The organism is Arthrobacter sp. TE26545, from assembly GCF_056279005.1.
Genome location: NZ_JBWBQM010000001.1, coordinates 3,233,696 through 3,255,756 on the forward strand (window position 1 = coordinate 3,233,696; position 22,061 = coordinate 3,255,756).

Consider the following 22,061-nt stretch of genomic DNA (forward strand, 5'->3'; position numbering starts at 1 on the left):
ACAGGGTCCCCGTGGGGTCCATTCATGCCTCGGGCCGATGACGGCGCGTCCGCTGGGGTCCACCTTCTTTGATCGTCCCCTGAAGGGGCGGTTGGCTGCGCTTGTAGAGCTGCCTGGCTTTGCGGGCGTTGGAGCGGAGTTGGATGATCCTTGCCGCGCCCGCGACAGCTACGACTATTCCCCCGCCCACGCTGGCGATGAATAGTGCCATTCCCAGGGCGAGCGTACCTTCGAGGCCTAGGAACATTACCCTGGCGGGTTCCTGATTCTGCAGGATGAAGATGATCAGCAGCACTAGCATGATGAGCGCTACGACAACGGCCACCCAGACCACACCGGACCGGGTTGGCTTGGGCCTTGCCACAGTGGGAAGGGAGGAGGCGGTTTCCGAAGTCGCTCCTGTCTGGGGCTGCTGCTTCGGCGGCAGGCCTCCGGGCGTCACTGGTTCCGATGCCATTATTGGTCACTTTCCTCTCGGTACACTTCAATCCTCCGCTCTTGAGCGGCCCGCGGCACCCCCGCGCCTCCATTCATCGTGGCCTGTGGTTTTCCGCAACGGGGCATTCGAATGGTCCACCAGCCATCAGGCCGACGGCGTTCAGGTAACGGACCACGATCGCGTAGGAGGCGATGAGGCTGGTCTCGGTGTAGGGGATTCCCTGCTCCAGGCAGGTGGAGCGCACCAACGTGGCTGCACGGTGCAGGTATGGACGGGGCATATCCGGGAACAGATGGTGTTCGATCTGGCGGTTTAGCCCACCCATGAGAGTGTCCATGAACCAGCCCCCGGCGATGTTGCGTCCCGTAATCACCTGACGGTGAAGGAAGTCCGCCCGGCTGGATGCTGGCATGACGGGCATGCCCTTGTGGTTGGGCGCGAACGAGGCGCCCATGTAGAACCCGAATACGCCCACCTGCACGCCGAGGAACGCGAACGCCATGCCAACGGGCAGGATCCAGAACACGAGCACCGGAACCAAGAGCAGCCGCATCGTTAGCAGCGGGATCTCGACCCACCGGTGATCAACGCTCCCGCGGCGAAACAGGTACTTCAACGAATCAACGTGCAGGCTCAGGCCAAGGAAGAACAGCAGTGGGAACAGCAGCCATCCCTGCCGGCGCGTCACCCCGATCATCAAGCCGGTACGCGAAGCCGCCGCCTGCGGATGGAAGGCGATCGCCCCGGTGTGGATATCCGGATCCTTATCGATCATATTGGGGTGGTTGTGGTGACGGGTGTGCTTCCGGGTCCACATGGCGTAGCTGATCCCCACCAAACCGGTCCCGATAAGGCGGGCGGACCACTCATTCATACCCTTGGATGCGAAAATCTGACGGTGTGCTGCTTCGTGGGCCAGAAATCCAAACTGGGTCAGCACCACGCCCATGCCGGCGGCGATCAGCAGTTGGAACCAGGTGTCCGCAAGCAGGATGAATCCGGTCCAGGTGCCCGCCCAGGCTGCCATCAGAATGACGAAGACGGTGATGTAGAAACCGCGCCTGCGTCGTAGCAAGCCGGCCTGCCGCACCTGCTTGAGGAGAAGGACGTAACTGTTGACCACTTGGTTCGGGGACTGGCGCTGGCGTGGATTTTCAGCCTCTGAAGGTGCTTTTTCCATGATGCCTCGAACCGCTCGGGGGCGCAGCGCGGCGCTACTTACCCTTGCCCAAAGAATACGCCCGCTTGGACCGGGGCGGAATGGCCTTGCACCCCGCGCAGATTCATTTCGTTTGTAAGCTGCCGCACTCACGGATACCTTGGCGGTCCAGGGCAGGAAATTGCCCGGCCACGTGGTGCGGCGCCGCAGGAAGAAGCCTTCGGCTGGTGGCCTTGATAAGGGTGCTGGTAAGTGCAATTAATGATCTTGTGGCCATGGTTGGCGCCCCAACACAACAGGGGCAGGCCTGCCGTTCACAAAACGAGCCCTTGGAAGGTGCCGGGGGCGCCTTGCGAGGAACCAACAGCTGCGATTGGGCTGTACTGAACATGTCGCAAGGGGAATCCGAAAACCTCGGTGCGGATTCCCGCAAGGAAACGGAATGCGTTCACCATGAACACGCTTCTAATTGTTGTAGGCGTTATCGCCATAGTCCTGCTCTTCGTCGGCGGATTCACGCCGTCACTGAGCTTCCTGCTGTGGGTTGGCGTGATCGTCTTGGCCCTCGCCGCCATCGGCTGGCTCCTCAGCTTCACCTCCCGACGGCGATCCCACGGCGTCTAAGGCTGGCTTGGTCAGGAGTCCGGTCTTCTCCCCAGTCCGGACCTCCCGACCCGCAGCCTTCCCGGCCCTGGCCGTCAAGGCCAGTCACCTCCACCGCCGGGAACCGTTGGCCGGGTTTCCGGCACGCAGGACGCCGGCCCCCTAGCCACGGACCGGCGTCTCTCAAGTCGCAAGCAGGCGTCTCTCAAGTCGCAAGCAGTCAAGGAACAATGCAATGAACGGGAATCCCAGAGACCCGGCACCGAGCGAGGTGCCCCCGGACCCCACGACAAGTCCGCGCGAGGGCTTCCCGTTCGATGCCACGCAGGACCCTCCCGTGGAGGACCCCGACGCCAACCCTACGGATGGCCCGGGAACCAATCCGCAGGAGCGCCCCGAGGGGAACCCAGCCTTGGAAGATCCGCAGAAACGCCCGGGACGGTAGGCGACGACGCCCACTTGCTACCGGTCGTGTCAGGCGAAGCTGCGTCCGGTGAGCTTCTCGTAGGCCTCGACGTAGCGGGCCCGGGTGCGTTCGACGACGTCGGCCGGCAGCGCGGGCGGCGGGGTGTCGGATGCGCGGTCCCAGCCTGATTCGGCGGAGGTCAGCCAGTCACGGACGTACTGCTTGTCGAAGGACGGCTGTGCCTTGCCCGGTTCGTAGCTTGCCGCGTCCCAGAAGCGCGAGGAGTCCGGGGTGAGCACTTCGTCGCCCAGGGTGATGACGCCGCTGGCGCCGTCCACGCCGAACTCCACCTTGGTGTCCGCCAGGATGATGCCGCGGTCGCGCGCGATCTCCTCGGCCTTGGTGTAGATGGCCAGGGTGAGTTCGCGGAGCCGGTCCGCGACATCCGGACCCACGGCATCCACCACGGCCTCGAAGGTGATGTTCTCGTCGTGTTCGCCCACCTCGGCCTTGGCGGACGGCGTGAAGATGGCTTCCGCCAGGCGGGAACCGTCCACCAGGCCCTCCGGCAGCGGGATGCTGCAGACGGTGCGGGACTGCTTGTATTCGGCCAGGCCGGAGCCCGTGAGGTAGCCGCGGGCGATGCACTCAACGGGGAACATGTCCAGCTTCTTGCAGATCATCGCCCGGCCCTCGACGGCCTCGGGAACACCGCCGGCCACGGTCGAGGCCAGCACGTGGTGTTCCACGCCGAGCTGTTCGAACCACCACAGGCTCAGCTGGGTCAGGATGCGGCCCTTGTCCGGGATTTCGCTGGAGAGCACATGGTCAAAGGCGCTGATCCGGTCGCTGGCCACCACCAGGACGCAGTCCTGGCCAACCTGTTCCCTGATCGATTCGTCGGCCGGGACGTAGAGGTCGCGGACCTTGCCGGAGTACACGTGCTTCCAGCCCGGAAGATCGAGAGTCTCGGCGGCAAAACCACCGGTGTTGAGTTCGGTCATGATCAGCCCTTCACCGCCGGGATCGTGCCGGTGGTCGGGGACACCCGGATTTCGCCGCGGGCGGCCTTGCCTGCGATGTCCGTACGGTACTGGCTGCCTTCCAGCTGGACCAGCTCGACGCCGTCGTACGCCCGTTCACGGGCTTCCACCAGGTCGCTGCCGAGCGCCACTACGGCGAGGACACGCCCGCCGGCAGAGACCACCCGGCCTTCCTCGTCCAGCTTGGTGCCGGCGTGGATGACGTGGACGCCTTCGAGGCTTTCAACCTTCTTCAGTCCGGTGATGCGGTCACCGGTGCGGGGGGTGTCGGGGTAGTTTTCGGCCGCGACGACGACGGCGACCGCGGAGTCCTTGGACCAGCGCAGCTCTTCGGCGGTGTCCAGTTCGCCCTTGGCCGCTGCCAGCATCAAGGAACCCAGGGGGGTCTTGAGCCGGGCAAGGACGGCCTGCGTTTCGGGGTCGCCGAAGCGGGCGTTGAATTCGATGACGCGGGTGCCGCGCGAGGTCAGGGCCAGGCCGCAGTACAGCACGCCGACGAAGGGGGTGCCGCGGCGGGCCATCTCGTCCACGGTGGGCTGGGCCACGCGGTCGATGACTTCCTGGACGAGGCCTTCGGGAGCCCAGTCCAGCGGGGTGTAGGCACCCATGCCGCCGGTGTTGGGGCCTTCGTCGTTGTCGAAGATGCGCTTGAAGTCCTGCGCGGGGGAAAGGGGAACAGTGGTGCGGCCGTCGCAGAGGACGAAGAGGGAAACCTCGGGGCCGTCCAGGAACTCTTCGATGACCACGGATCCGCCGGCGTCGAAGCAGGCCTGGGCGTGGGCCAGGGCCTCGGCGCGGTCGTTGGTGACCACCACGCCCTTGCCGGCCGCCAGGCCGTCGTCCTTGACAACGTGCGGGGCACCGAAGGTGTCCAGTGCGTCGGCGGCTTCCTCGGTGTTGGTGGCGACTCGGGCCATCGCGGTGGGCACGCCGGCTTCGGCCATGACCTCCTTTGCGAAGGCCTTGGACGCCTCAAGCTGGGCTGCGGCCTTGCTGGGGCCGAACACCGGGATGCCGGCTTCGCGAACGGCGTCGGACACACCGGCGGCGAGCGGAGCCTCGGGGCCTACGACCACCAGGTCCACCGTGAGCTTGCCGGCAAGCTGCGCGACGGCGGCGGGATCGTTGCCGTCGATGGCGTGCGTGGGAACCAGCTTGGCGATGCCGGCGTTGCCCGGAGCCGCGTGGACCTCGGACACGTTGGGATCTTCGAGCAGGGAGCGGACAATGGCGTGTTCGCGGCCGCCGGGGCCAATGACGAGTACCTTCACAGTCTCCAAGGGTACTTTGTGCCGCCTGCCCGGACCTAAGCGGTGTCGTCGATGGCTGCCTTCAATCCCGCCGCGAGGACGTCGGCGAGGAAGGTGAAGCGGTCGGTCTTGCTGGCTGCCACAGCATCCAGTGCCATGGACAGATGGGGGTAGCTCTCCTGCCGGCCCTCATCGATGCTCCACGCGGCCTCCATGGCGAAGGCGTCGAGGCTTGCACCGATCGCCGCACTGTCCAGGGCCTCGATAGCCGGGATGATCAGGTGCGCCGGGACTCCGGCCTTCTCGAAGGCCGCCACGAAGTGGTCGTAGAGGCCGAGCGCGGCGGGGTGGGTGACCGGCTGGGTGAGCAGCAGCGGAAGGAGGGCCGGCACCAGGCGGTAGGCACTGATCAGGGCCTCAAACGTCTGGCGGATGACGCCGTCGAGCGTGTCCGGGAACTGTTCCGGCACCCGGGCCCGCTCCACCAGCGCGCCGCGGGCCAGTTCGATGATTTCCTGGCGGCCGCTGACGTGCTTGTAAAAGGAGGACTGGGTGACTTCGAGGCGCTCGGCGAGCTTGGGCAGGGAGAGGTCCTCCCCCGCTTCGAACATGGCCAGGGCGGCCCGGCCGATGGCCTTGCGGGAAAGCCGCGGGGTGAGGGGACGCCCCATCTTCTTCTTCGCCGAAGTCTGCATTCCTCCAGCCTAGGCTCCCGGCTTACTCCGCGTGTCCAATGCGCTGGTAGGCGGCCGGGTTTACCCGCCGCAGGACGACGGCGAGCGCCACCCCCGCGGCGAACACCAGCGGTGCGATGACCAGCAAGGTGGTGTTGACCGGGTCGCCTGGTGGCAGTCCGGTGATCAGTTCCGCGTTGGCGGCCATGAGGAAGGACACCACCACCATCAGCACCGTGGCGATGACCGCAGAGGGAACCACGTACCAGCGCAAGCTGCGGTCCCGGCGGCGGAGGAAGAAGGCCACGACGCCGATTCCGGTCAGCGCCTGCAGGAACAGGATGCCCAGCACGCCCGGAGTGTTCGTCCAGATCAGGAACTGGGTGAACGGGTCGAGCTGGAACACGGCCGCAGCGGCCACGAGGACCAGGGCGAGCAGGGTCTGTTCGAGTCCGGCCACCGACGGCGTGCTGTACCGCAGGCTGATCCGGCCGGAGTGTTTGGGGAAGATGCCCTCGCGGCTGAGCGACAGCGTGTAGCGGTTGATGGTGTTGTGGAAGGACAGCTGGGAAGCGAAGATGCTGGTCACGATCAGCAGGCTCATGAGGCTCACACACCATTCGCCCGCGAACTCGCCGGCCATGATATACGCGGTGTCGCCGGTGTCGAGGTGGCCGGCGGCGAAGTCCTGGATGGCCTTGGGCCCGAAGGCCTGCACCATCATCCACACGGAGAAGGCGTAGAACGCGCCGATGAACGCGATGGAAATGTAGGTGGCGCGGGGCACGCTACGGTCCGGGTCGCGTGCTTCTTCCCGGTAGAGGGCGCCTGATTCGAAGCCCATGAAGGCCGAAAAACCCAGGGAAATGACCGCGGCGAACTGCGGAGAGAAGATGGCCTCGGGACTGAAGGAATCGAACCCGATGCCCTGAGCGCCTCCCTTGCCGAGAACGAAGACGGCGACGATCGCGACGATCACGGTCTCCAGGGTGAGCAGCACGGCCAGTACCTTGGCGCCGACGTCGATGCCGCGCCAGCCCAGGTACCAGACGGCGGCGATGGCGATGATCGCGTAGAGCCACCACGGGAGGGAGATGCCGGTGAGGCCCTTGACGGCCAGGTCCGCCTGGATGCCGAGCAGCCCGTAGAGGCCGATCTGGATGCCGTTGTAGCTCATCCAGGCCGTGAGCCCGGAGCCCAGGCCGATCACCCGGCCCAAAGTCTTGGAGATGTAGCCGTAGAAGCCGCTGTAGGACTTGACGTGCCGGGTGAGCGCCATGAAACCGATGGCGAAAAGCGCCAGGCCTATTGCCGCGACGATGTAGATGACAGGGGCACCCACACCGCCGACGGCGAGCGCCAGCGGCGCGATGCCCACCACGATGGTGAGCGGGGCGGCAGCCGAGACGAGCATGTAGACGATGTCCCGCGTGCCGATCGCATTCTTTTTCAGTCCGCCGGGGGCGATGTCTGTGGACGGCGCCGTTGCCGTCTCCTCATTAGTGAAAGCCATTCACTTATGATGATGCACCTCAAATACCCCGTCAATAGCCCGACGACAAGTCATCCGTTTTTGACGCCCGGATGAAGGGTTAAATGCCAGGGAGCATGCCTACTCCCGGCTGCGAGGGCTGGACATATGCGCACTATGTCCAACCTTCGAAGCCAGGAGGGGCATGCTCCCCGCGGCTTGGGCTCAGCGCTAGGCCGCGGGCACCCCGCCGGAAACGTCGCGGGAAACACCGCCGGGCACCCCGCGGGAAACCTCGCGGGATTCCCAGCGTCCGCCGTTCTCCCAGAAGATCCGGATGTCCTCCAGGTTGCGGCCCTTGGTTTCGGGGGCCAGGCGGTGCACGAAGAAGAACGCGGCCACGGCGAGCGCGCCGAAGACGGCGAAGGTGCCGGCCCCACCCAGGCGCTGGAGCATGGTGAGGAAGAAGGCGGAGACCACCACGTTGGCGATCAGGTCCGAGGTGAGCATGGTGCTGGCACCCAGGGAGCGCAGGCGGGCCGGGAAGCTTTCGCCGGCGTAGACCCACACCAGGGCACCGAAGCCGAAGGTGAAGCCGACCGTGAAAAGCAGCACGCCCAGGAAGCCGAGCACGGTGAGAGCGCCGCCGAAGGACTGGCCGGCCAGGAAGACGCCGATCAGCAGGGCGTTCGCCACCACCATCATGCCGATGCCGCCAAGCAGGATCGGCCGCCGTCCCACCTTGTCGACGAGGGCGAGGGAGACGAACACGGCCACGAGGGACGCGGCCTGGACCAGGGCTGGCAGGAGCAGCAGCGCCTCGTTGCCACTGAAGCCCATGGCCTCGAAGATGCGCGGGCTGTAGTAGACCACGGCGTTGATGCCGGTGATCTGGATGAAGAAGCCCAAGCCCACCACGAACACGGTGGCGCGCAGGAACGGCTTGCGGAGCATTTCCTTGACCACTCCGGACTTGCGTCCGCCGGATTCCTCGGCGAGCGCGGCACGCATGCCCTCGATCTCGGCGTCGATGTCGGAGTCAGGTTCGATCGTGGTGAGGGTGCGGCGGGCTTCCTCGAAGCGGCCCTTCATGACGTACCAGCGCGGGGTGTCCGGGAGCCGGAGGAGGATGGCCAGCACGGCCACCGCGGGAACCGCGGCCAGGCCCAGCATCCAGCGCCACTCGCCGGTGGAGGACAGGGCCCAGGAGGCGGTGTAGCCCAGGATGATGCCGATGACCGTGGCCACCTGGTAGGCAACGAGCATGGCGCCGCGCACCTTGGCCGGCGAGCTCTCGGCAACGAAGACCGGGACCACCACCACCGAGATGCCGATGGTCAGGCCCAGGAACAGGCGGGCCACCATCAGGACCGGAATGCCGGGGGCGAACGCGCTCAGCAGGGCGAAGGCGGCATAGGAGGCGGCGACGGCCACCATGGACGCCTTGCGGCCGATGCGGTTGGAGAGCCAGCCGCCCACCAGGGCGCCGAGCACTTCGCCGACAACGACGGCGGTGGTCACCATTTCCTGGTCGCTCGTGGAGAGGTGGAATTCCTTGGTCAGGAACAGCAGGGCGCCGGCGATGTTGGACAGGTCGTAGCCGTAGATCACGCCGACGGCGGCGGCAGTCGCGCCGATCAGGAGGCCGAGCCGCGGGGTGCTGCGCAGGTCGTTCAGGAGAGACATCGGTGTCCTCGGGGTCTGGGAGACAGGGGCTGAATTGGTGTAGACCAACTTGCACAAGATTGGCATAGACCAATCTGGCCGTCAAGAGTTAAGATCGGACGGTGAGCGAACTGCCGAAGTACTACGTCTACAAGATGCGCATCCTGGAGATGATCGCGGACCTGCCTCCGGGCTCCCTCATCCCCACCGAGCGCACGCTCGCCCTGGACTTTGGCACCTCCCGCACCACAGTCCGCAAGGCCATCGGCGAGCTCGTCGCCGAAGGCAAACTCACCCGCACCCAGGGCTCGGGCACCTACACGGGCGGGCCGAAAATCACGCACGTGCGGCAGCTGACCTCCTTCACCGAGGACGCGCAGGCGATCGGCTACACCCCGTCGTCGGAAATCCTGGAGATCGAGCAGCTCCATGTGGACGGGAGCCATGCCCTCGAGGCCGAGCACATGCAGCTCGCTCCGGGCGCCCCCTTCGTAAGGGTGCAGCGTGTCCGCCTGGGCAACGGCGAACCGCTCGGCCTGGAAACGGCCTGCATCCCGGGCGAGCTGACGGGCTTCGACGAGCGCCTGCGGGAGCGCGGTTCGCTGTACGCGACCCTCCGGGAGGACTTCGGCATCCGGATCACGGAGGTGGAGGACGGCGTCGAGACCTATCTGGCGGGCCCCGAGGAAGCCCGGCTCCTGAAGGTCGAGATGGGTTCGCCGCTGCTGCGGATCGACCGCACCGGATTCGACGACGGCGGCAGGGTGGTCGAGTGGACCGTCGGCCGCTTCTGCGGGGACCGCTTCCGCTTCGTGGCCCGGACCCGCGCAGCCTGATCCACCGGACATGTCCGGCCTTGGCGCCGAGGTGTGCGCATGTTACTGATATGTCCGGTCTTCGAAGCCAAAGGTGGACGTGTGCGGTGGGGGCGGCAGGCCGCCGTCGGGATTTAACAACAGGGTGTTAAAAACGGAACGCCGCCGCCCTCCGGTGTCCGGAAGACGGCGGCCTTGCTATGCGCCAGCTGGCCCTAGGACGTCCAGCGCCCTAAAACGTCCAAGGCATCGCATCGTGGTTGAAGTCGCGGAACGAGCCGAACTTGCCGGCATTGAAGGCCAGGCCCTCGCCGTCCCGGTCCCGGCAGGAGACGACCTGGCCGAAGAACACCTGGTGGTCGCCGATGTCGTACTGGTGCACCACCTTGCACTCGGCCTGCGACAGCGCACCCGCCACCACCGACAGGCCGCCCTCCGTCGTGTCGAACGACCCGGCTTCGAAGCGGGCTCCGCCGCGGGTGGCGAACTGCCGTGCCACGGCTTCCTGCTTCGCGCCGAGGATGGAGATGGCGAACCTCCCGCTGGCCAGCACGGCGTCGCCGGTGCGGGTGTTGAAGTTCAGCGAGATCATCAGGATGGGCGGGTCCAGGCTGATGGAGGTGAGCGAGTTGATGGTCATGCCATACTGCTCGCCGTCGTGCTCAGTGGTCACCACGGCCACACCGGTGAGGAAGCGGCCCATGGTCCGGCGCATGGCCAGCCCGTCGGGCTCGGCGAAGACTGCTGGAGTGACCATGTCAGTTCTTTCCGTCCTGGTAGTAACGCACTTCGAACATCTTGGCTCCATTCTCGGAGATCCACGGTCCGTGTTCCATGCCTGGCGGGCGCGTGGCCCAGTCGCCGGCCTTGAAGGTCCTGCCCAGGCGCTGGTCCACGAAGGAGCCCTCGAAGATGAAGACCTCTTCCCAGAAATCGTGGGTCAGGGCGCCGTTGGGCGAGGTGTCCGTGCCCGGTTCGAACTTCAGGATCCGGGTGACGGAGTCGTTGGAGTCGTCCCGGGCCAGGATGGCCTCGGACAGGCCCTCGATGTGTGGGTTGCACGGGGTGAACTCCACCGAGGATGTGGGAGTGAATTCGAACTCCGGCTTTGCCATGGCTAGTCCTCCTCCTTGCGGCCGTCCACGTCGTAGCCGGCCAGGAACTCGTCCAGTTCGGCCACATGCTTTTCGTAGCCGTAGTTGCGGTAGGTGTAGGCGCCCCTCACCACGAACGGTGCCCCGGCGTAGAACAGCTCGTACTGCTGGTGGCGGCCGCCGAACTCGGTGCCGATGATGTCCCAGGCCAGGCGGAAGAGCTTGATGCGTTCCTCGCTGCTGACGTTCGGGGACGCGACGTACTTCTCGACGTCGGGAGCAGTCACCTCGCTCTTCATGTCAGCGACGCCGGAGGGCAGCTGAAGCACGCCTCCGCCGGCCAGGTCGCGGAGGATCTGGATGACCCGCGGGTAGGTCTCGGACTGTAGGCCCATGATGCCGTAGAGCGCACGCTTTCCCGGAACCAGCATGCCGGACTCGTCGGCTTCGGCGCTGTACTCCGCAGCGAGGAGCGCGGACTCGACCGAGGAGACCAGCGCCGCGAGTTCGCCGAGCTTTTCCTGGACGCCGGGGATCCGGTCGGTTCCGTTGACGGCGGCGATCTTGCGGGCCACGGCCGCGATGAACTGCAGCTTGACCGTCAGGCGGGTCTGCGCCTGCCAGTTGCCCAGGGCGTGGGCGCCGGTGTCGAAGAACTGGCGGCGCAGCGTGTCGATGTTCCGGTTGATGAATACGCGCTCCCACGGCACCAGCACGTCGTCGAAGATCACCAGGGCGTCGGATTCGTCGTAGCGGCTGGTGAGCGGGTAGTCGAACTCGCTCGTGGTGCTCGTGGCGTAGGGGCGGCGGCAGAGGAACTTCAGGCCCTTGGTGGCGGCCGGCAGCGCGAAGCTGATGGCGAAGTCCACGTCGTCCGGACCCAGCGGCTTGATGCAGGTGACGAACACTTCGTCGGCGATGGCGCCGCCGGTGGCAAGCATCTGCGAGCCGCGCACGATCAGGCCTTCTTCGGTCTCTCCGACCACACCCACCTGGATGTTGTCGCCCTCCCAGCCGGACGCCGTCGTCGCCCGCGAATACTGCGGCGGGATGATCGCGTAGGAGACATACAGGTCCTCCCGCAGGATCCGCTCGTAGTAGCGGGTGAGGTTGCCGGCGTAGTCGCGTTCCTCGCTGGCGAAGACCTCAGGGTGCGCGCCGAAGGCGGCGAAGAAGGTGCCGACATGGTCGGGGCTGCGGCCCACCCAGCCGTGGGTGTGCTTGGCCCAGCGCTCCACGGCGAGGCGGCGGAGCTTCAGTTCCTCGGCGCTGCGCGGGATGCTGAAGACCCGGTTGGCCGTGCCCCCGATTTCCTTGCTGTGGTACTGCATGCCGTTGGCCGGGTCCGCGGCGATGTCGAAGAGCTCGGCGATGGTGCGGGCCACGTTGCGGAATGCGGGGTGTTCGGCGACGTTGTCGACTACCGCGCCGTCAATCAATACCGTGCGCCCGTCGTTGAGCGTCTTGATGTACTCGTCTCCGGTCCTCATGACTGCTGTCCTTTCGTGATGATGTACGTGTGGTCGATGGTGTTTCCGTTGGGGAAGGTCAGTTCGATGCGCCATTCGCGCCCGTAGATGAACTCGCCGCCGATCACCGGCAGGGTTCCGCCGAGGCAGACGAAGTCGCCGTCGCCGATGTCGCTGCGCTCCAGGAGCAGCCCGACGACATTGGCCGGCGTGCGGAGCTTGTCCAGCGTGCCGTCCTGGTACAGGCGGCCGTCCACCCAGCTGCGGGCGCGGCACTCGTCCAGCGAGAGGCTTTCGAGTTCGGGGATCGCGACGACGGTGCCGGCCACCGGTTTGGGGCAGGCCCGCTTCGAATCGCCGATGTCGAGGGTTTCGACGTGCCGGTCCGTGTGGTCCGAGGCGATGCCAAGGTAGTAGCGGCCGCCGTGCCGGATGTAGAGCGGCTCGATTTCGCCGGAGGTCTTCTCCCCTGCGACATCCAGCGCCGCTGCCGGGCTGACCGTGACGCTTTCCACGGGGTAGAACATGGGTACGGCCGGCGGCGGTGCCACGCCGATGGCGGCGAGTTCGTCGATGTGGTGCTGGACGGCGGCGGCGTCGCGGCCGGTGTATCCGGCCACGACGGCAGTGAAGTCGGTGAGCTCGATCGTCTCACCGGTGCCCTCGACGTCGAACGCCAGCGTTCGGGTGTTTGTCTTCATGGGTGTCTTTCCTGCTCAGGGTCCAATTGTCAGCGCGGTCAGCGGGCGAGGCCCGAGTAGTCCGCGAGCCGGTCGGCGATGACCGGGAATTCGCTGCGGGTGGCCTGTACCGCGGCCGGGTCGATGCCCACACGGAGCACCTCCTCCCCGTCGCCGGCTTCCGCCAGGAGGCGGCCGGCGGGGTCCACCACGCGGCTGGTGCCGCCCAGTTCCACGCCTTCCTGCACACCTGCGGCGTTGCAGGCGAGCACAAAGACCTGGTGTTCGACGGCGCGTGCGGAGGTCAGCAGGCGCCAGTGCTCCCGGCGGGCGGCCGGCCAGGCGGCGGGAACCACCACGATTTCGGCGCCCCGGACGCTCAGCTCGGACCAGAGGCCGGGGAAGCGAAGGTCGTAGCAGGTGGTGCCGGCGATCTGCCCGAAGGGGGTGCCGGCCACGGCCAGGGAGTCGCCGGGGGTAAGCAGTTCGGCTTCGAGGGACTTGTAGCCGAAGACGTGCAGCTTGGAGTATCTGTGGGCCACGTTGCCCTGCGGGTCCACCAGAACCGAGGTGTTGCGGAGCACCGGCGCCGCGCCTTGGGCGCCGCCTTCGGCAGTGCCGGCTTCATTGGCGAGGCGTTCGACAATGCTCCCGACGTGGACATAGCTCTGCAGTTCCTTGGCCACGGCGGCGCACATCGCCACGGTGGGCCCCTCAACCGTTTCGGAAAGCTCCGGGTACTGGCTGAAGTGGAAGTAGCCGGCGCTCCACAGCTCGGGCAGGACGATGAGGTCCGCCCCGCGCTGTTCGAGCAGCAGGGCCTCCGCCCGCTCGATGCGTTGGGCCTGCGTCTCGTTGTCCGGACTGGACAACTGGACGAGAGCGATGTCCATTGGTGCTCCTAACTTCTCGGTGCTGTTCCCGGCTTTGTTTCCTGCCAGTTCAGCGTTGAATGCGTGTGGGTATGGATTTGAGGACGGTCAGAGTGGAATCCAGGTGGTTCCGGACTGCCGCAGATGCCTTCTGCGAGTCCTGGCTGCGGATGGCCTCGACGATCGCGCGGTGTTCTTCCACCACGTGGTCGCTGCGCCCGTGGCTGTCCTGGACGGCCTTCACGCCCATGCGCTGCTGCTTGAAGCGCTGGGAATCGTAGAGTTCCTCCAGAGCGGGGTTCCCGGCTGCGTGCACAATCTGCTTGTGGAAGCTGATGTCCCACTCGATGAAGGCCACGGGGTCGGCCAGGCTTTCTTCCTGGGTGTGCAGGAGCTGTTCGAGCTCCGGGCCCAGATAGCCGTTTACGGTGACCTTGCGGACCGCCCAGTCTTCGATGACCTGGCGGACCTCCATCATGCTTTCGATGTCCTGGGCGGTCAGGGCCGGAACGTAGGCACCCTTGTGCGGGACCCGGCGCAGCAAGCCCGCCGCTTCAAGCCGGAGGAGGGCTTCGCGCACCGGGGTCCGGGAGACACCGGCGGCTTCGGCAATGGCATTCTCGCTGAGGAAGGCTTCCTGGTCCCAGGGCAGGGAGGAGATCTCCTTGCGCAGCCAAAGGTAGGCCGTTTCCGGTGCCGTGGGAGCCGGCTTCTGGAAGATGCTCACGTGTTTCCTCGATTCTGAATGCCTCAACTGGTCTGGTGGCTGTCCGTGGCGGCGGGCGGGCCGCCACGGACAGTGTCTACATCATGACTGTGCCACCTTCTGGGCAGGCATGGCGTCACTCTTTTGACCGGATTCCAGGTCCAGGTCGCTGAGCTTGATGTCCTTGGTCTCCCTGGCGAAGGAGACGGACAGGATGGAGATCAGGCCCATGCCCACGAGGTAGAGGGCGATTGCCTGCCCGGTGCCGAACGCCTTGTACAGGGCCAGGGCGATGATCGGCGAGAGCGAGCCGGCGATCAGGGAGGCCACATTGTAGGCCACCGAGGTGCCGCTGTAGCGGACCTTCGTGGGAAACAGTTCGGAGAAGAATGCCCCGATCACCGAACTGTAGGCGGCGAAGATCAGGAGTCCGCCTACAGCGGCAAGGATGATCATGCCAGGCTGCCGGGTGTCCAGCAGGGCGAAGAACGCGAAGCCCCACACCACGGTTGCCACGGAAGCACCGATCATCATTGGCTTGCGGCCGATCTTGTCGGCGAAGATAGCCAGCAGCGGAATCGCGATGACCGCCACACCCTGGCCGATCATGACGGCGGTGAGGCCGGTCTGCCGGTCCAGTTTCAGAATCTCCGTGACGTAGGTGATGAGGAAGAGGGAGTAGATGTAGAAACCGGCGTTTTCGCCCATGCGGCTGCCGGTGGCGATGAGGATCTCGCGCCAGTTGCCGCGGAAGAGTTCAGCCAGGGGCAGCTTGGCGCTCTTGGCATGCTCGGCGTCGGCCTTGGCCTGGGAGGCCTGGAACAGCGGGGTTTCCTGGACGTAGAGGCGCAGGACCAGGCCGATGACCACCAGCAGCGCGGACAGGCCGAAAGCGATCCGCCAGCCCCAGGCAAGGAATTCAGCCTGCGGCATGGTTGCCGAGAGCACTGCCAGCACGCCGGCCGCCATGAGATTGCCCAGCGGCGGGCCGACGTTCGGCCAGGAGGCCCAGAAGGCGCGCTTGCTGCTGTCATCGCTGTATTCGGAGACAAGGAGCACGGCACCGCCCCATTCGCCGCCGAGGGCGAAGCCCTGTACCAGGCGCAGGAGCAGCAGGATCAGGGGTGCTGCGATGCCAATGCTGGCGTACGGCGGGATGAAGGCTATGAGGGCAGTGGCGGCACCCATCAGGAGGAGGCTGGCCACCAGGGTTGACTTGCGGCCGTGCTTGTCCCCGAGGTGGCCAAGGACGATCGCGCCAAGGGGACGTGCGATGAAGCCTGCGGCGAAGGTGCCCAGGGCAAGCATGGTGCCGACAAAGGGATCGGCACCGGGGAAGAACAGTTTGTTGAAGACCAGTGCGGCTGCGGTGCCGTAGAGGAAGAAGTCGTACCACTCCACGGCGGTGCCGGCGAGGCTGGAGGCAGCCACGGCAGGGAGCGAGGTGTGCTTGCGCACGCCCCGGTCCTTTTCAAACACATTGCTCATTTGGGAAGTCCTCGATGTGAACGGAACAGCTCGAATTGAAGGGAACACTGCGGGGTCCCGGCGTTTGCGCACCGCTCGGGTCCATGCCGCCGGACGTCTCGGCCGCTTCCGTGATGCGTCTCACGGGAAGCTGTATAGAAACTGTAGACCACTTGTATACAGCTTGTCTACAGATAATTTTGCACGGGACATGTCCACCCCCGCCGTCGAAGATTGGGCATGCACCTGATATGTCCGACCCTCGGGGCCAACAATGGACATGGCCCACGGGAGTTGGCACCTAAACTTGCAGCATGCCCCTGTCTCCGCATGAAACCTTTACGGCCGAGTCCGCTGTCGAGCTGGCCGTCGTCGAGCGCAGCGGCTTCATCGAATCGCGGCACATCGGCTCGGCCGTGGTCTTGGCCGGAGACGGAAGCGTGGTGGAGGAACTGGGCGACGTCACCACCCCGATCTACGCCCGTTCCACCCTCAAACCGTTCCAGGCGCTGGCCTCGATGCAGTCCGGCGTGCCGCTCCGCGGCGCCCAGGTGGCCCTGGCCTGCGCCAGCCACACGGGTTCCCTGGACCACATGGACATCGTGGAGGGCATGCTCAAGGCCGCGGGCGTCCGCGAAGAGCAGTTGCAGTGTCCGGCGTCGTGGCCCCAAGATGAAACCGCCCGGAACTGGCTGGTCCGCTCCGAGCGCGGCAAGTCCAAGCTGGCGTTCAACTGCTCGGGCAAGCACGCGGCGTTTCTGTGGGCCTGCACGGAGAACGGCTGGGACACCCGCAGCTATCTGGAGCCGAACCATCCCTTGCAGCAAAGGGTCCGCGCGGCGATCGAGGAGTACAGCGGGGAGTCCATCGCCCATTTGGGCATCGACGGCTGCGGCGCCCCGGTGGCGGCGCTTTCCCTGACCGGCCTGGCGCGCGCCTACTCCCGGCTCGCGAAGGCACCGCGGGACCCGAATTCCAACGCCCGCGCAGCCACCATCGCCACCTCCATGCTGGATTACCCCTGGGCTGTGCAGGGCCGGGGCGAGGCCAACACCGTGGTGATGGATGACCTGGGCGTCCTCGCCAAGGGCGGCGCCGAAGGCGTCCTCGTACTGGCAACACCGACCGGCGCCACCGTGGCCGTCAAGGTGCTGGACGGCAACTTCCGCGCCACCACCCTCGTGGGATTGACGCTGCTCGCGGTGAGCGGCGCCGTCGACGTCCCGGAGGTCTCCAGCGTGCTGGAGAAAGTGGTGGACCCGGTGCTGGGCGGCGGACAGCCTGTGGGCCGGATCCGTCTCGGCAGGGCACTGCTGTCCCTCCTCGACTGAACTCCCCCGCCGAACACAGGAAAGGCTTCGAACATGGCCGTTGCCCGCCGTCGGGTACCGCTTGAGGAAGGCCGCGCCGCCCTGGCGGCATGGCAGGAACAGGGCACGGCGGACGCCGCGCTGCCCCGTGCAACCCTTGCCACCGCGGTCCGCTACACGCTCGAAGAGCTCACCGCCCGGGCCCCCGGCAACTCCGTGGAGGTCCGGGTGCCGCCGTTCGGTGTCGCCCAGTGCGTCGAGGGTCCCCGCCACACCCGCGGCACGCCGCCGAATGTGATCGAGTGCGACGCCGCCACCTGGCTTGCGCTGGTGAGCGGCCGGCTGGCCTGGGCGGATGCCGTCGACGCCGGCCGGGTTGCCGCTTCGGGGCTGCGCGCCGACCTCTCGGAGCTGCTGCCGTTCTAGCCTGAGACGGAAAAGGCGGCCGTTCCGGATAACCGGAACGGCCGCCTCTTCCTGCTGTGGCTGCAGGCACTCAGTCCGGGGAAATCGGGGTTTCCTCGCGCTGGCTCGGCCGGCTCATCTCAAACTGCGGGATGTTGTCCGCCGTCGGGCCGCCGCGGAACTTCGGCGAAGGCTCCTGGCCCTCGCTGAGGCGCTCGAGTTCCTGCTTCTCGAAGACTTCTTCCTTGCCCAGCATGATGGCGGAGTCCTCGTTGGTGATTTCACCGCGGAAGGCGCGGACCATGACGCCGCGGTCGAACTGGCCTTCCCACTTGGCCACCACGAATGTCGCAACGCAGTTGCCCAGCAGGTTCACCACCACGCGCATGGAGTCCATGAGGCGGTCGGCACCCAGGAGGAGCGCGACGCCGGCCACCGGGAAGATGCCGAGCGCGGCCGCCGTGGCGGAGAGCGCCAGGAACGAGGAGCCGGGGACGCCGGCCATGCCCTTGGAGGTCAGGAGCAGCACGCCGAGCGCGGCCAGCTGCTGGCCGAGGTCGAGGTGGTGGCCGAAGGCCTGGGCCAGGAACAGCAGGGAAATCGACAGGTAGATCGCGGCGCCGTCGAGGTTGAAGGAGTAACCGGTGGGAACCACCAGGCCGGTGGTTGCGCGGGAGCAGCCGGCGTTGGTCAGCTTGGTCATGATGCGCGGCATCACGGCTTCGGTGGACGCGGTGCCCAGGGCGAGGAGGAATTCCTCGCGGGTGTATTTCAGGAACTGCCACAGGGGAACCCGGGCGAAGGTCCAGGCCACCACGAACAGCAGGCCGATGAAGACAATCGCAGCCCCGTAACAGGCGGCGATCAGCAGGGCGTAGGTGCCCAGCGTGTCCAGGCCGTACTGGCCGATGATGAACGCCATGGCGCCGAAGGCACCGATCGGGGCAACCTTCATGATCCAGGACATGATCTTGAAGATCAGTTCAAGCACGGTCTCCATGAGGCTGATGACAGGCATGCAGCGCTGGCGCCCGATCACCACGATCGCCGCACCGAAGAACACCGAGAAGAAGAGGACCTGGAGCAGGCTGTTGTTGGCGAAGGCGCCGATCACGCTGGTGGGGATGACATCGAGCAGGAATGAAGCCGCATCCTTCGGGACGGCGTGGCCGGTCTTGGCGTCCACGGCGTCCTGGGACAGCGTGGCCGGATCGATGTTCAGGCCCGCGCCGGGCTGGACGATGTTGCCCACTATCAAGCCGAACACGAGGGCGAAAAGCGTTGCCGCGGTGAAGTACAGGAGGGCTTTGACCCCGACCCTTCCGACCGCCTTGACGTCGCCGACCGCCGAAATTCCCGTGACGATCACGAGGAAGATCAGCGGGGCGATGATCATCTTGATGAGTTGAATGAAACCATCGCCCAACGGCCGGAGGGTGGAGCCGATGTTGGGCCAGAAATGGCCTATCAGCACACCTGCGACGACGGCGATCAGGATTTGGAAGAAGAGCGACCTGTACAGCGGCTTCTTCTTCTGCGGGGCCGAACTCGCCTTCAGCGCCGCGGAGTCTGGGATCTTCATTGATCTGAACCAATCATTAGAGAACTCCCCGGTTGCCGGGGACATTTCAAACGTATTCCAGATCACACTATTCCACAAGAGGGAATTGAATTTTCACCATACGGAAGAGCTGCTCGCCGATTGTGACTGAGTCTCCTCCTTGATCATTGTCGTGCCAGGCTTGTGCGCTGCGTCCAGGAACACCCGGTACCCCTGATCCGGGTCGAAACCATGGATTTCCTTGGTGTCCAGGCCTGCCATGAATTCGAGCGTCCTGTAGGTGATGACCTGTCCCGGGACGAGAATGGGGAAGCCCGGCGGATACGGGGTGACGAACCCCGCAGACACCACTTCTGCCCCGGCATCGATCCTGGCCCGAAGGTCCTCAGCCGACACGTACTCTGTTGAGCCTTCCTTGTAGCTTTCGAAGTATGCCGCCCGGAGGTCGCCGTCCGGACAGAGCGCGTCCTGTCGGTAGCGGTCCGCGAACCGGCTGAAGTCAGGCAGGGGCGGCGTTCCGCCGTCAGCGGATGCTGCAGGGACGGCGCCGGCGGCCACCGTGTCAGGTGCCACACGGCGGGTGGCGCGCGCCGGCGTCGAACTGTCCTCCTCGAACGACTCGGCGAGCTTGACGAGCACCTCGATCAGGTACGCGACTGAACTGCGGGAAGTGCCGATGTTGGTCATGAACAGCACCGTGTTGCGCGAGGTCTTATTGACCTGGATCCCGTGGCCGTCGGCGAGGTAGCGGTGGCGGAAGGTGTCGCCGTCGATCCCGGTCCGGCTGATGTCCAGGGTGAGGCGGCTGGGGTCGACCACGAACTCGTCGTGCTGCCAGGCGTCCGCGAGCGCGGCGAGACCGTCACGGTGCGGCATTGCCGGGCCAGCCTTCCGGTAAGGGGCCTCGATGAGGTCCCGCGAGGTGAGCACCCGGAAGTACTTCCTGAGCAGTGGGTGCCGGGCGACTGCCTGCGCCACACTGGTGGCGAGGTCGGCCTGGCGTTGGACGAGGCCGAACCCTTCGAGCTCCACCTGACGGCGTCCGACGTCCAGGGATGCGAGGATCTGGTAGTTCGGCGAGGTGGAGGTGTGGGTCATGTATGCCTCGCGGAAGGACTCCCGGTTGTTTTTCGCGAAGTCCTGGTCGAAGACGTGGATCATGGACCCTTGGCGGAGCGACGACAGTGTCTTATGGGTGGACTGTGTGGCGTAGACGCGGAGGCGCGCCTCGGCGGGATCCGGAACCAACCGGGTTTCCAGCCAGGCCGCATCGTCCGCGGGCTGTCCCGTCACCGGGTCCCAGAGCCGCGCCGCCTGCGCGGCGTGCCTTGCCGCGTAGGCGGGATCGTTGAACGACGCTTCGAGTGTCCGGGCCGCGGCCATGGCGGTACGGCGCCGGAAGACGGGATGCGAACGGGCGAACGCGAACCAGGCCTCGTCCCACAGGAACACCAGGTCCGGCTTAATGGCCAGGCACTCCTCCATGACGCGTTCGACGTCGTACACGATGCCGTCGAAGGTGCAGTTGGTGAGCGTGATCATCTTGACCTCGTCCAGGCGCCCTGCCCTGCGGTATTCCAGCAGCCGGGCCTTGATACTTGCCAGCGGCACCGCGCCGTAGAAGGCGTAGCGGTCCAGAGGGTAGGCGTCCAGGTAGCTGACCTGCGCCCCGGCGAGCGCGAAAGCATAGTGATGGGACTTGTGGCAGTTTCGATCCACGAGAACCACGTCGCCCGGAGCCAGGATGGATTGGTGGACGATCTTGTTGGCGGTGGATGTGCCGTTGGTGGCGAAGAAGGTCTGGTGGGATCCGAACGCCCGCGCCGCCAGCTCCTGGGCCTCCTTGAGGGAACCATGTGGCTCCAACAGGGAATCCAGCCCGCCCGAGGTCGCCGAGGTCTCGGCCATGAGCAGGTTGAGTCCGTAGAAATCTGCCATGTCGCGGATCCACGGAGAACCCACCACCGAGCCGCCCCTCGACACCGGCAGCGCATGGAACACACTAGCGGGTGTGCGGCTGTACTCCCGCAGGGCGGTGAAGAACGGCGTGCGGTAGCGTTCCGCGACGCCGGACAGGAGGGACAAATGCAGGTCGAGATGGTCCTGCTTGCGGAAGATCCTCCGGAAGCGCCGGGTCAGCGAACCAGCCAGGGTTTCGATGGACACACCTGCCGTCAGGTACACGTCCACCTCGGGGCGTAATGCCGTGAGTTGCTCCGCCAATGCCAGGATCTGTTGCAGCGGTCGTGCACCGGCCGGCGCCGCAGCAGTGTGGGCGGATAGATAGGCCCGAAGATCCCTGCCGAGCGGTTGGCTGCTCTCTGCGACAAAGCCGGGACGAAGGATGCATGCCTGGATCGTGGGGTTCAGCAGCAGTGCCACCAGGGCATCCTGGTAGCTGGGGACCACCACGAGCTGGTACGTGAACGCGTCGCCGGGCCGTCTCTGGGCCAGGAGCTCGGACTTCAGCGACTCTGCTTCCTCGGCCGTCAGGTCATCGACCACCAGCACCTCGAACCTGGGCCGTTCGTCGGCGCCGGGAGCCAGGGCGTCGTCGTCGTCTTCCCTTTCGCCCGTCCGCGCTGAGCTTTGGCCCCGCACGACCGGGGACGCGGCTCCCCCGTGGCCTGGCGCCATGAGCGCCAGGCCACGGATCAACTCCAGGCCTGCCTGGAAGTCACCGGCATCCAGGGCCGCCCGCAACTGCCCCACGGCCGTTTGCCCCGGAGCCGCCCAATAGAGTTCGACGGCGTGAAGCAGGCTGAGTGCCTGGCGCGCCTGGGCTATCAAGGCAGCGCTATTGGCCACCCGGACAGCAGCCCCGGCGTGCCCCTTGGCCAGTTGCTTAAAGGCATAGCCCAGGAACTCCCAGGAGTCTGCGCGGGAGCGCCAAGCGCTGCTCGGGGTTTCAACGTCTTTCGGGGCAGCTTCGATATTCACGATTGTTTGTTTTCCATTGTTGGTTCGGATGC

At 66.0% G+C, this 22,061-nt stretch carries 20 protein-coding genes; 4 read left to right on the forward strand and 16 right to left on the reverse strand.

All coding sequences use genetic code 11. From position 1 onward, the window contains the following. Nucleotides 1–22: 22 nt before the first annotated feature. Together ACZ9CK_RS14690 and ACZ9CK_RS14695 are read right to left on the reverse strand one after the other, a co-directional pair. Nucleotides 23–457, reverse strand: coding sequence for a LapA family protein (locus tag ACZ9CK_RS14690; RefSeq protein WP_476050303.1), 435 nt, complete (start codon nt 455–457; stop codon nt 23–25). 73 nt (nt 458–530) lie between these two features. Continuing rightward, complete coding sequence (locus ACZ9CK_RS14695; protein WP_426299694.1) at nt 531–1,619, reverse strand: fatty acid desaturase family protein; 1,089 nt, start codon at nt 1,617–1,619, stop codon at nt 531–533. Between the two features lie 432 nt (nt 1,620–2,051). On the opposite strand from ACZ9CK_RS14695, the gene ACZ9CK_RS14700 reads away from it, so the two are divergent. After that, nucleotides 2,052–2,222, forward strand: coding sequence for a hypothetical protein (locus ACZ9CK_RS14700; protein WP_426299696.1), 171 nt, complete (start codon nt 2,052–2,054; stop codon nt 2,220–2,222). Nucleotides 2,223–2,675: 453 nt separating this feature from the next. On the opposite strand, the gene ACZ9CK_RS14705 is transcribed toward ACZ9CK_RS14700, so the two are convergent. From ACZ9CK_RS14705 to ACZ9CK_RS14725, 5 genes are all read right to left on the reverse strand, one after another. Beyond that, the gene (locus tag ACZ9CK_RS14705; RefSeq protein WP_426299698.1) at nt 2,676–3,611 is read right to left on the reverse strand and encodes a phosphoribosylaminoimidazolesuccinocarboxamide synthase; all 936 of its coding nucleotides are present in this window, start codon (nt 3,609–3,611) and stop codon (nt 2,676–2,678) included. Between the two features lie 2 nt (nt 3,612–3,613). Beyond that, complete coding sequence (purD, locus tag ACZ9CK_RS14710) at nt 3,614–4,921, reverse strand: phosphoribosylamine--glycine ligase (RefSeq protein WP_426303510.1); 1,308 nt, start codon at nt 4,919–4,921, stop codon at nt 3,614–3,616. Between the two features lie 35 nt (nt 4,922–4,956). Then, nucleotides 4,957–5,595 (reverse strand): TetR family transcriptional regulator, encoded by a 639-nt coding sequence (locus ACZ9CK_RS14715; protein WP_426299700.1) that lies wholly within the window; start codon nt 5,593–5,595, stop codon nt 4,957–4,959. Nucleotides 5,596–5,617: 22 nt separating this feature from the next. Continuing rightward, nucleotides 5,618–7,087 (reverse strand): APC family permease, encoded by a 1,470-nt coding sequence (locus tag ACZ9CK_RS14720; protein WP_476050304.1) that lies wholly within the window; start codon nt 7,085–7,087, stop codon nt 5,618–5,620. 189 nt (nt 7,088–7,276) lie between these two features. Next, nucleotides 7,277–8,731, reverse strand: coding sequence for a sugar porter family MFS transporter (locus tag ACZ9CK_RS14725; RefSeq protein ID WP_476050305.1), 1,455 nt, complete (start codon nt 8,729–8,731; stop codon nt 7,277–7,279). 101 nt (nt 8,732–8,832) lie between these two features. Between ACZ9CK_RS14725 and ACZ9CK_RS14730 the strand changes: the two genes are divergently transcribed. Next, on the forward strand, nt 8,833–9,546 hold the full coding sequence (locus ACZ9CK_RS14730) for a GntR family transcriptional regulator (RefSeq protein WP_476050306.1): 714 nt from the start codon (nt 8,833–8,835) through the stop codon (nt 9,544–9,546). 211 nt (nt 9,547–9,757) lie between these two features. Here the strand turns inward: ACZ9CK_RS14730 and ACZ9CK_RS14735 are convergent, their stop codons facing one another. The 7 genes from ACZ9CK_RS14735 to ACZ9CK_RS14765 all read right to left on the reverse strand — a co-directional run bounded on the left by ACZ9CK_RS14735 (nt 9,758) and on the right by ACZ9CK_RS14765 (nt 15,834). Then, nucleotides 9,758–10,282 carry a flavin reductase family protein gene (locus ACZ9CK_RS14735; RefSeq protein ID WP_426299708.1) on the reverse strand — a complete coding sequence of 175 codons (525 nt, stop codon included), beginning with the start codon at nt 10,280–10,282 and terminating at the stop codon, nt 9,758–9,760. A gap of 1 nt (nt 10,283) precedes the next feature. After that, nucleotides 10,284–10,640 carry a cupin domain-containing protein gene (locus tag ACZ9CK_RS14740; RefSeq protein WP_426299710.1) on the reverse strand — a complete coding sequence of 119 codons (357 nt, stop codon included), beginning with the start codon at nt 10,638–10,640 and terminating at the stop codon, nt 10,284–10,286. A gap of 2 nt (nt 10,641–10,642) precedes the next feature. After that, nucleotides 10,643–12,109, reverse strand: a complete 1,467-nt coding sequence (locus ACZ9CK_RS14745; RefSeq protein WP_476050307.1) for a 4-hydroxyphenylacetate 3-hydroxylase family protein — start codon at nt 12,107–12,109, stop codon at nt 10,643–10,645. Next, the gene (locus tag ACZ9CK_RS14750; protein WP_476050308.1) at nt 12,106–12,789 is read right to left on the reverse strand and encodes a DUF2848 family protein; all 684 of its coding nucleotides are present in this window, start codon (nt 12,787–12,789) and stop codon (nt 12,106–12,108) included. The genes ACZ9CK_RS14745 and ACZ9CK_RS14750 overlap by 4 nt, the downstream gene beginning before the upstream one ends. Before the next feature lie 38 nt (nt 12,790–12,827). Then, entirely contained in the window at nt 12,828–13,661 is an 834-nt protein-coding gene (locus ACZ9CK_RS14755) for a carbon-nitrogen family hydrolase (protein ID WP_476050309.1), read from the reverse strand. A 49-nt stretch (nt 13,662–13,710) separates the two neighbouring features. Further along, nucleotides 13,711–14,367: a GntR family transcriptional regulator gene (locus ACZ9CK_RS14760; protein WP_426299718.1), complete on the reverse strand. Its 657-nt coding sequence runs from the start codon at nt 14,365–14,367 to the stop codon at nt 13,711–13,713. Between the two features lie 81 nt (nt 14,368–14,448). Beyond that, nucleotides 14,449–15,834 carry an MFS transporter gene (locus ACZ9CK_RS14765; protein WP_476050310.1) on the reverse strand — a complete coding sequence of 462 codons (1,386 nt, stop codon included), beginning with the start codon at nt 15,832–15,834 and terminating at the stop codon, nt 14,449–14,451. A 293-nt stretch (nt 15,835–16,127) separates the two neighbouring features. On the opposite strand from ACZ9CK_RS14765, the gene ACZ9CK_RS14770 reads away from it, so the two are divergent. Further along, nucleotides 16,128–17,144, forward strand: coding sequence for an asparaginase (locus tag ACZ9CK_RS14770; RefSeq protein ID WP_426299722.1), 1,017 nt, complete (start codon nt 16,128–16,130; stop codon nt 17,142–17,144). 33 nt (nt 17,145–17,177) lie between these two features. After that, complete coding sequence (locus ACZ9CK_RS14775) at nt 17,178–17,549, forward strand: sterol carrier family protein (protein WP_426299724.1); 372 nt, start codon at nt 17,178–17,180, stop codon at nt 17,547–17,549. Between the two features lie 70 nt (nt 17,550–17,619). On the opposite strand, the gene ACZ9CK_RS14780 is transcribed toward ACZ9CK_RS14775, so the two are convergent. Together ACZ9CK_RS14780 and ACZ9CK_RS14785 are read right to left on the reverse strand one after the other, a co-directional pair. Further along, the gene (locus ACZ9CK_RS14780; protein WP_426299726.1) at nt 17,620–19,110 is read right to left on the reverse strand and encodes a cation:dicarboxylate symporter family transporter; all 1,491 of its coding nucleotides are present in this window, start codon (nt 19,108–19,110) and stop codon (nt 17,620–17,622) included. Between the two features lie 93 nt (nt 19,111–19,203). Beyond that, nucleotides 19,204–22,029 carry an aminotransferase class I/II-fold pyridoxal phosphate-dependent enzyme gene (locus tag ACZ9CK_RS14785; RefSeq protein WP_476050311.1) on the reverse strand — a complete coding sequence of 942 codons (2,826 nt, stop codon included), beginning with the start codon at nt 22,027–22,029 and terminating at the stop codon, nt 19,204–19,206. Nucleotides 22,030–22,061 lie beyond the last annotated feature (32 nt).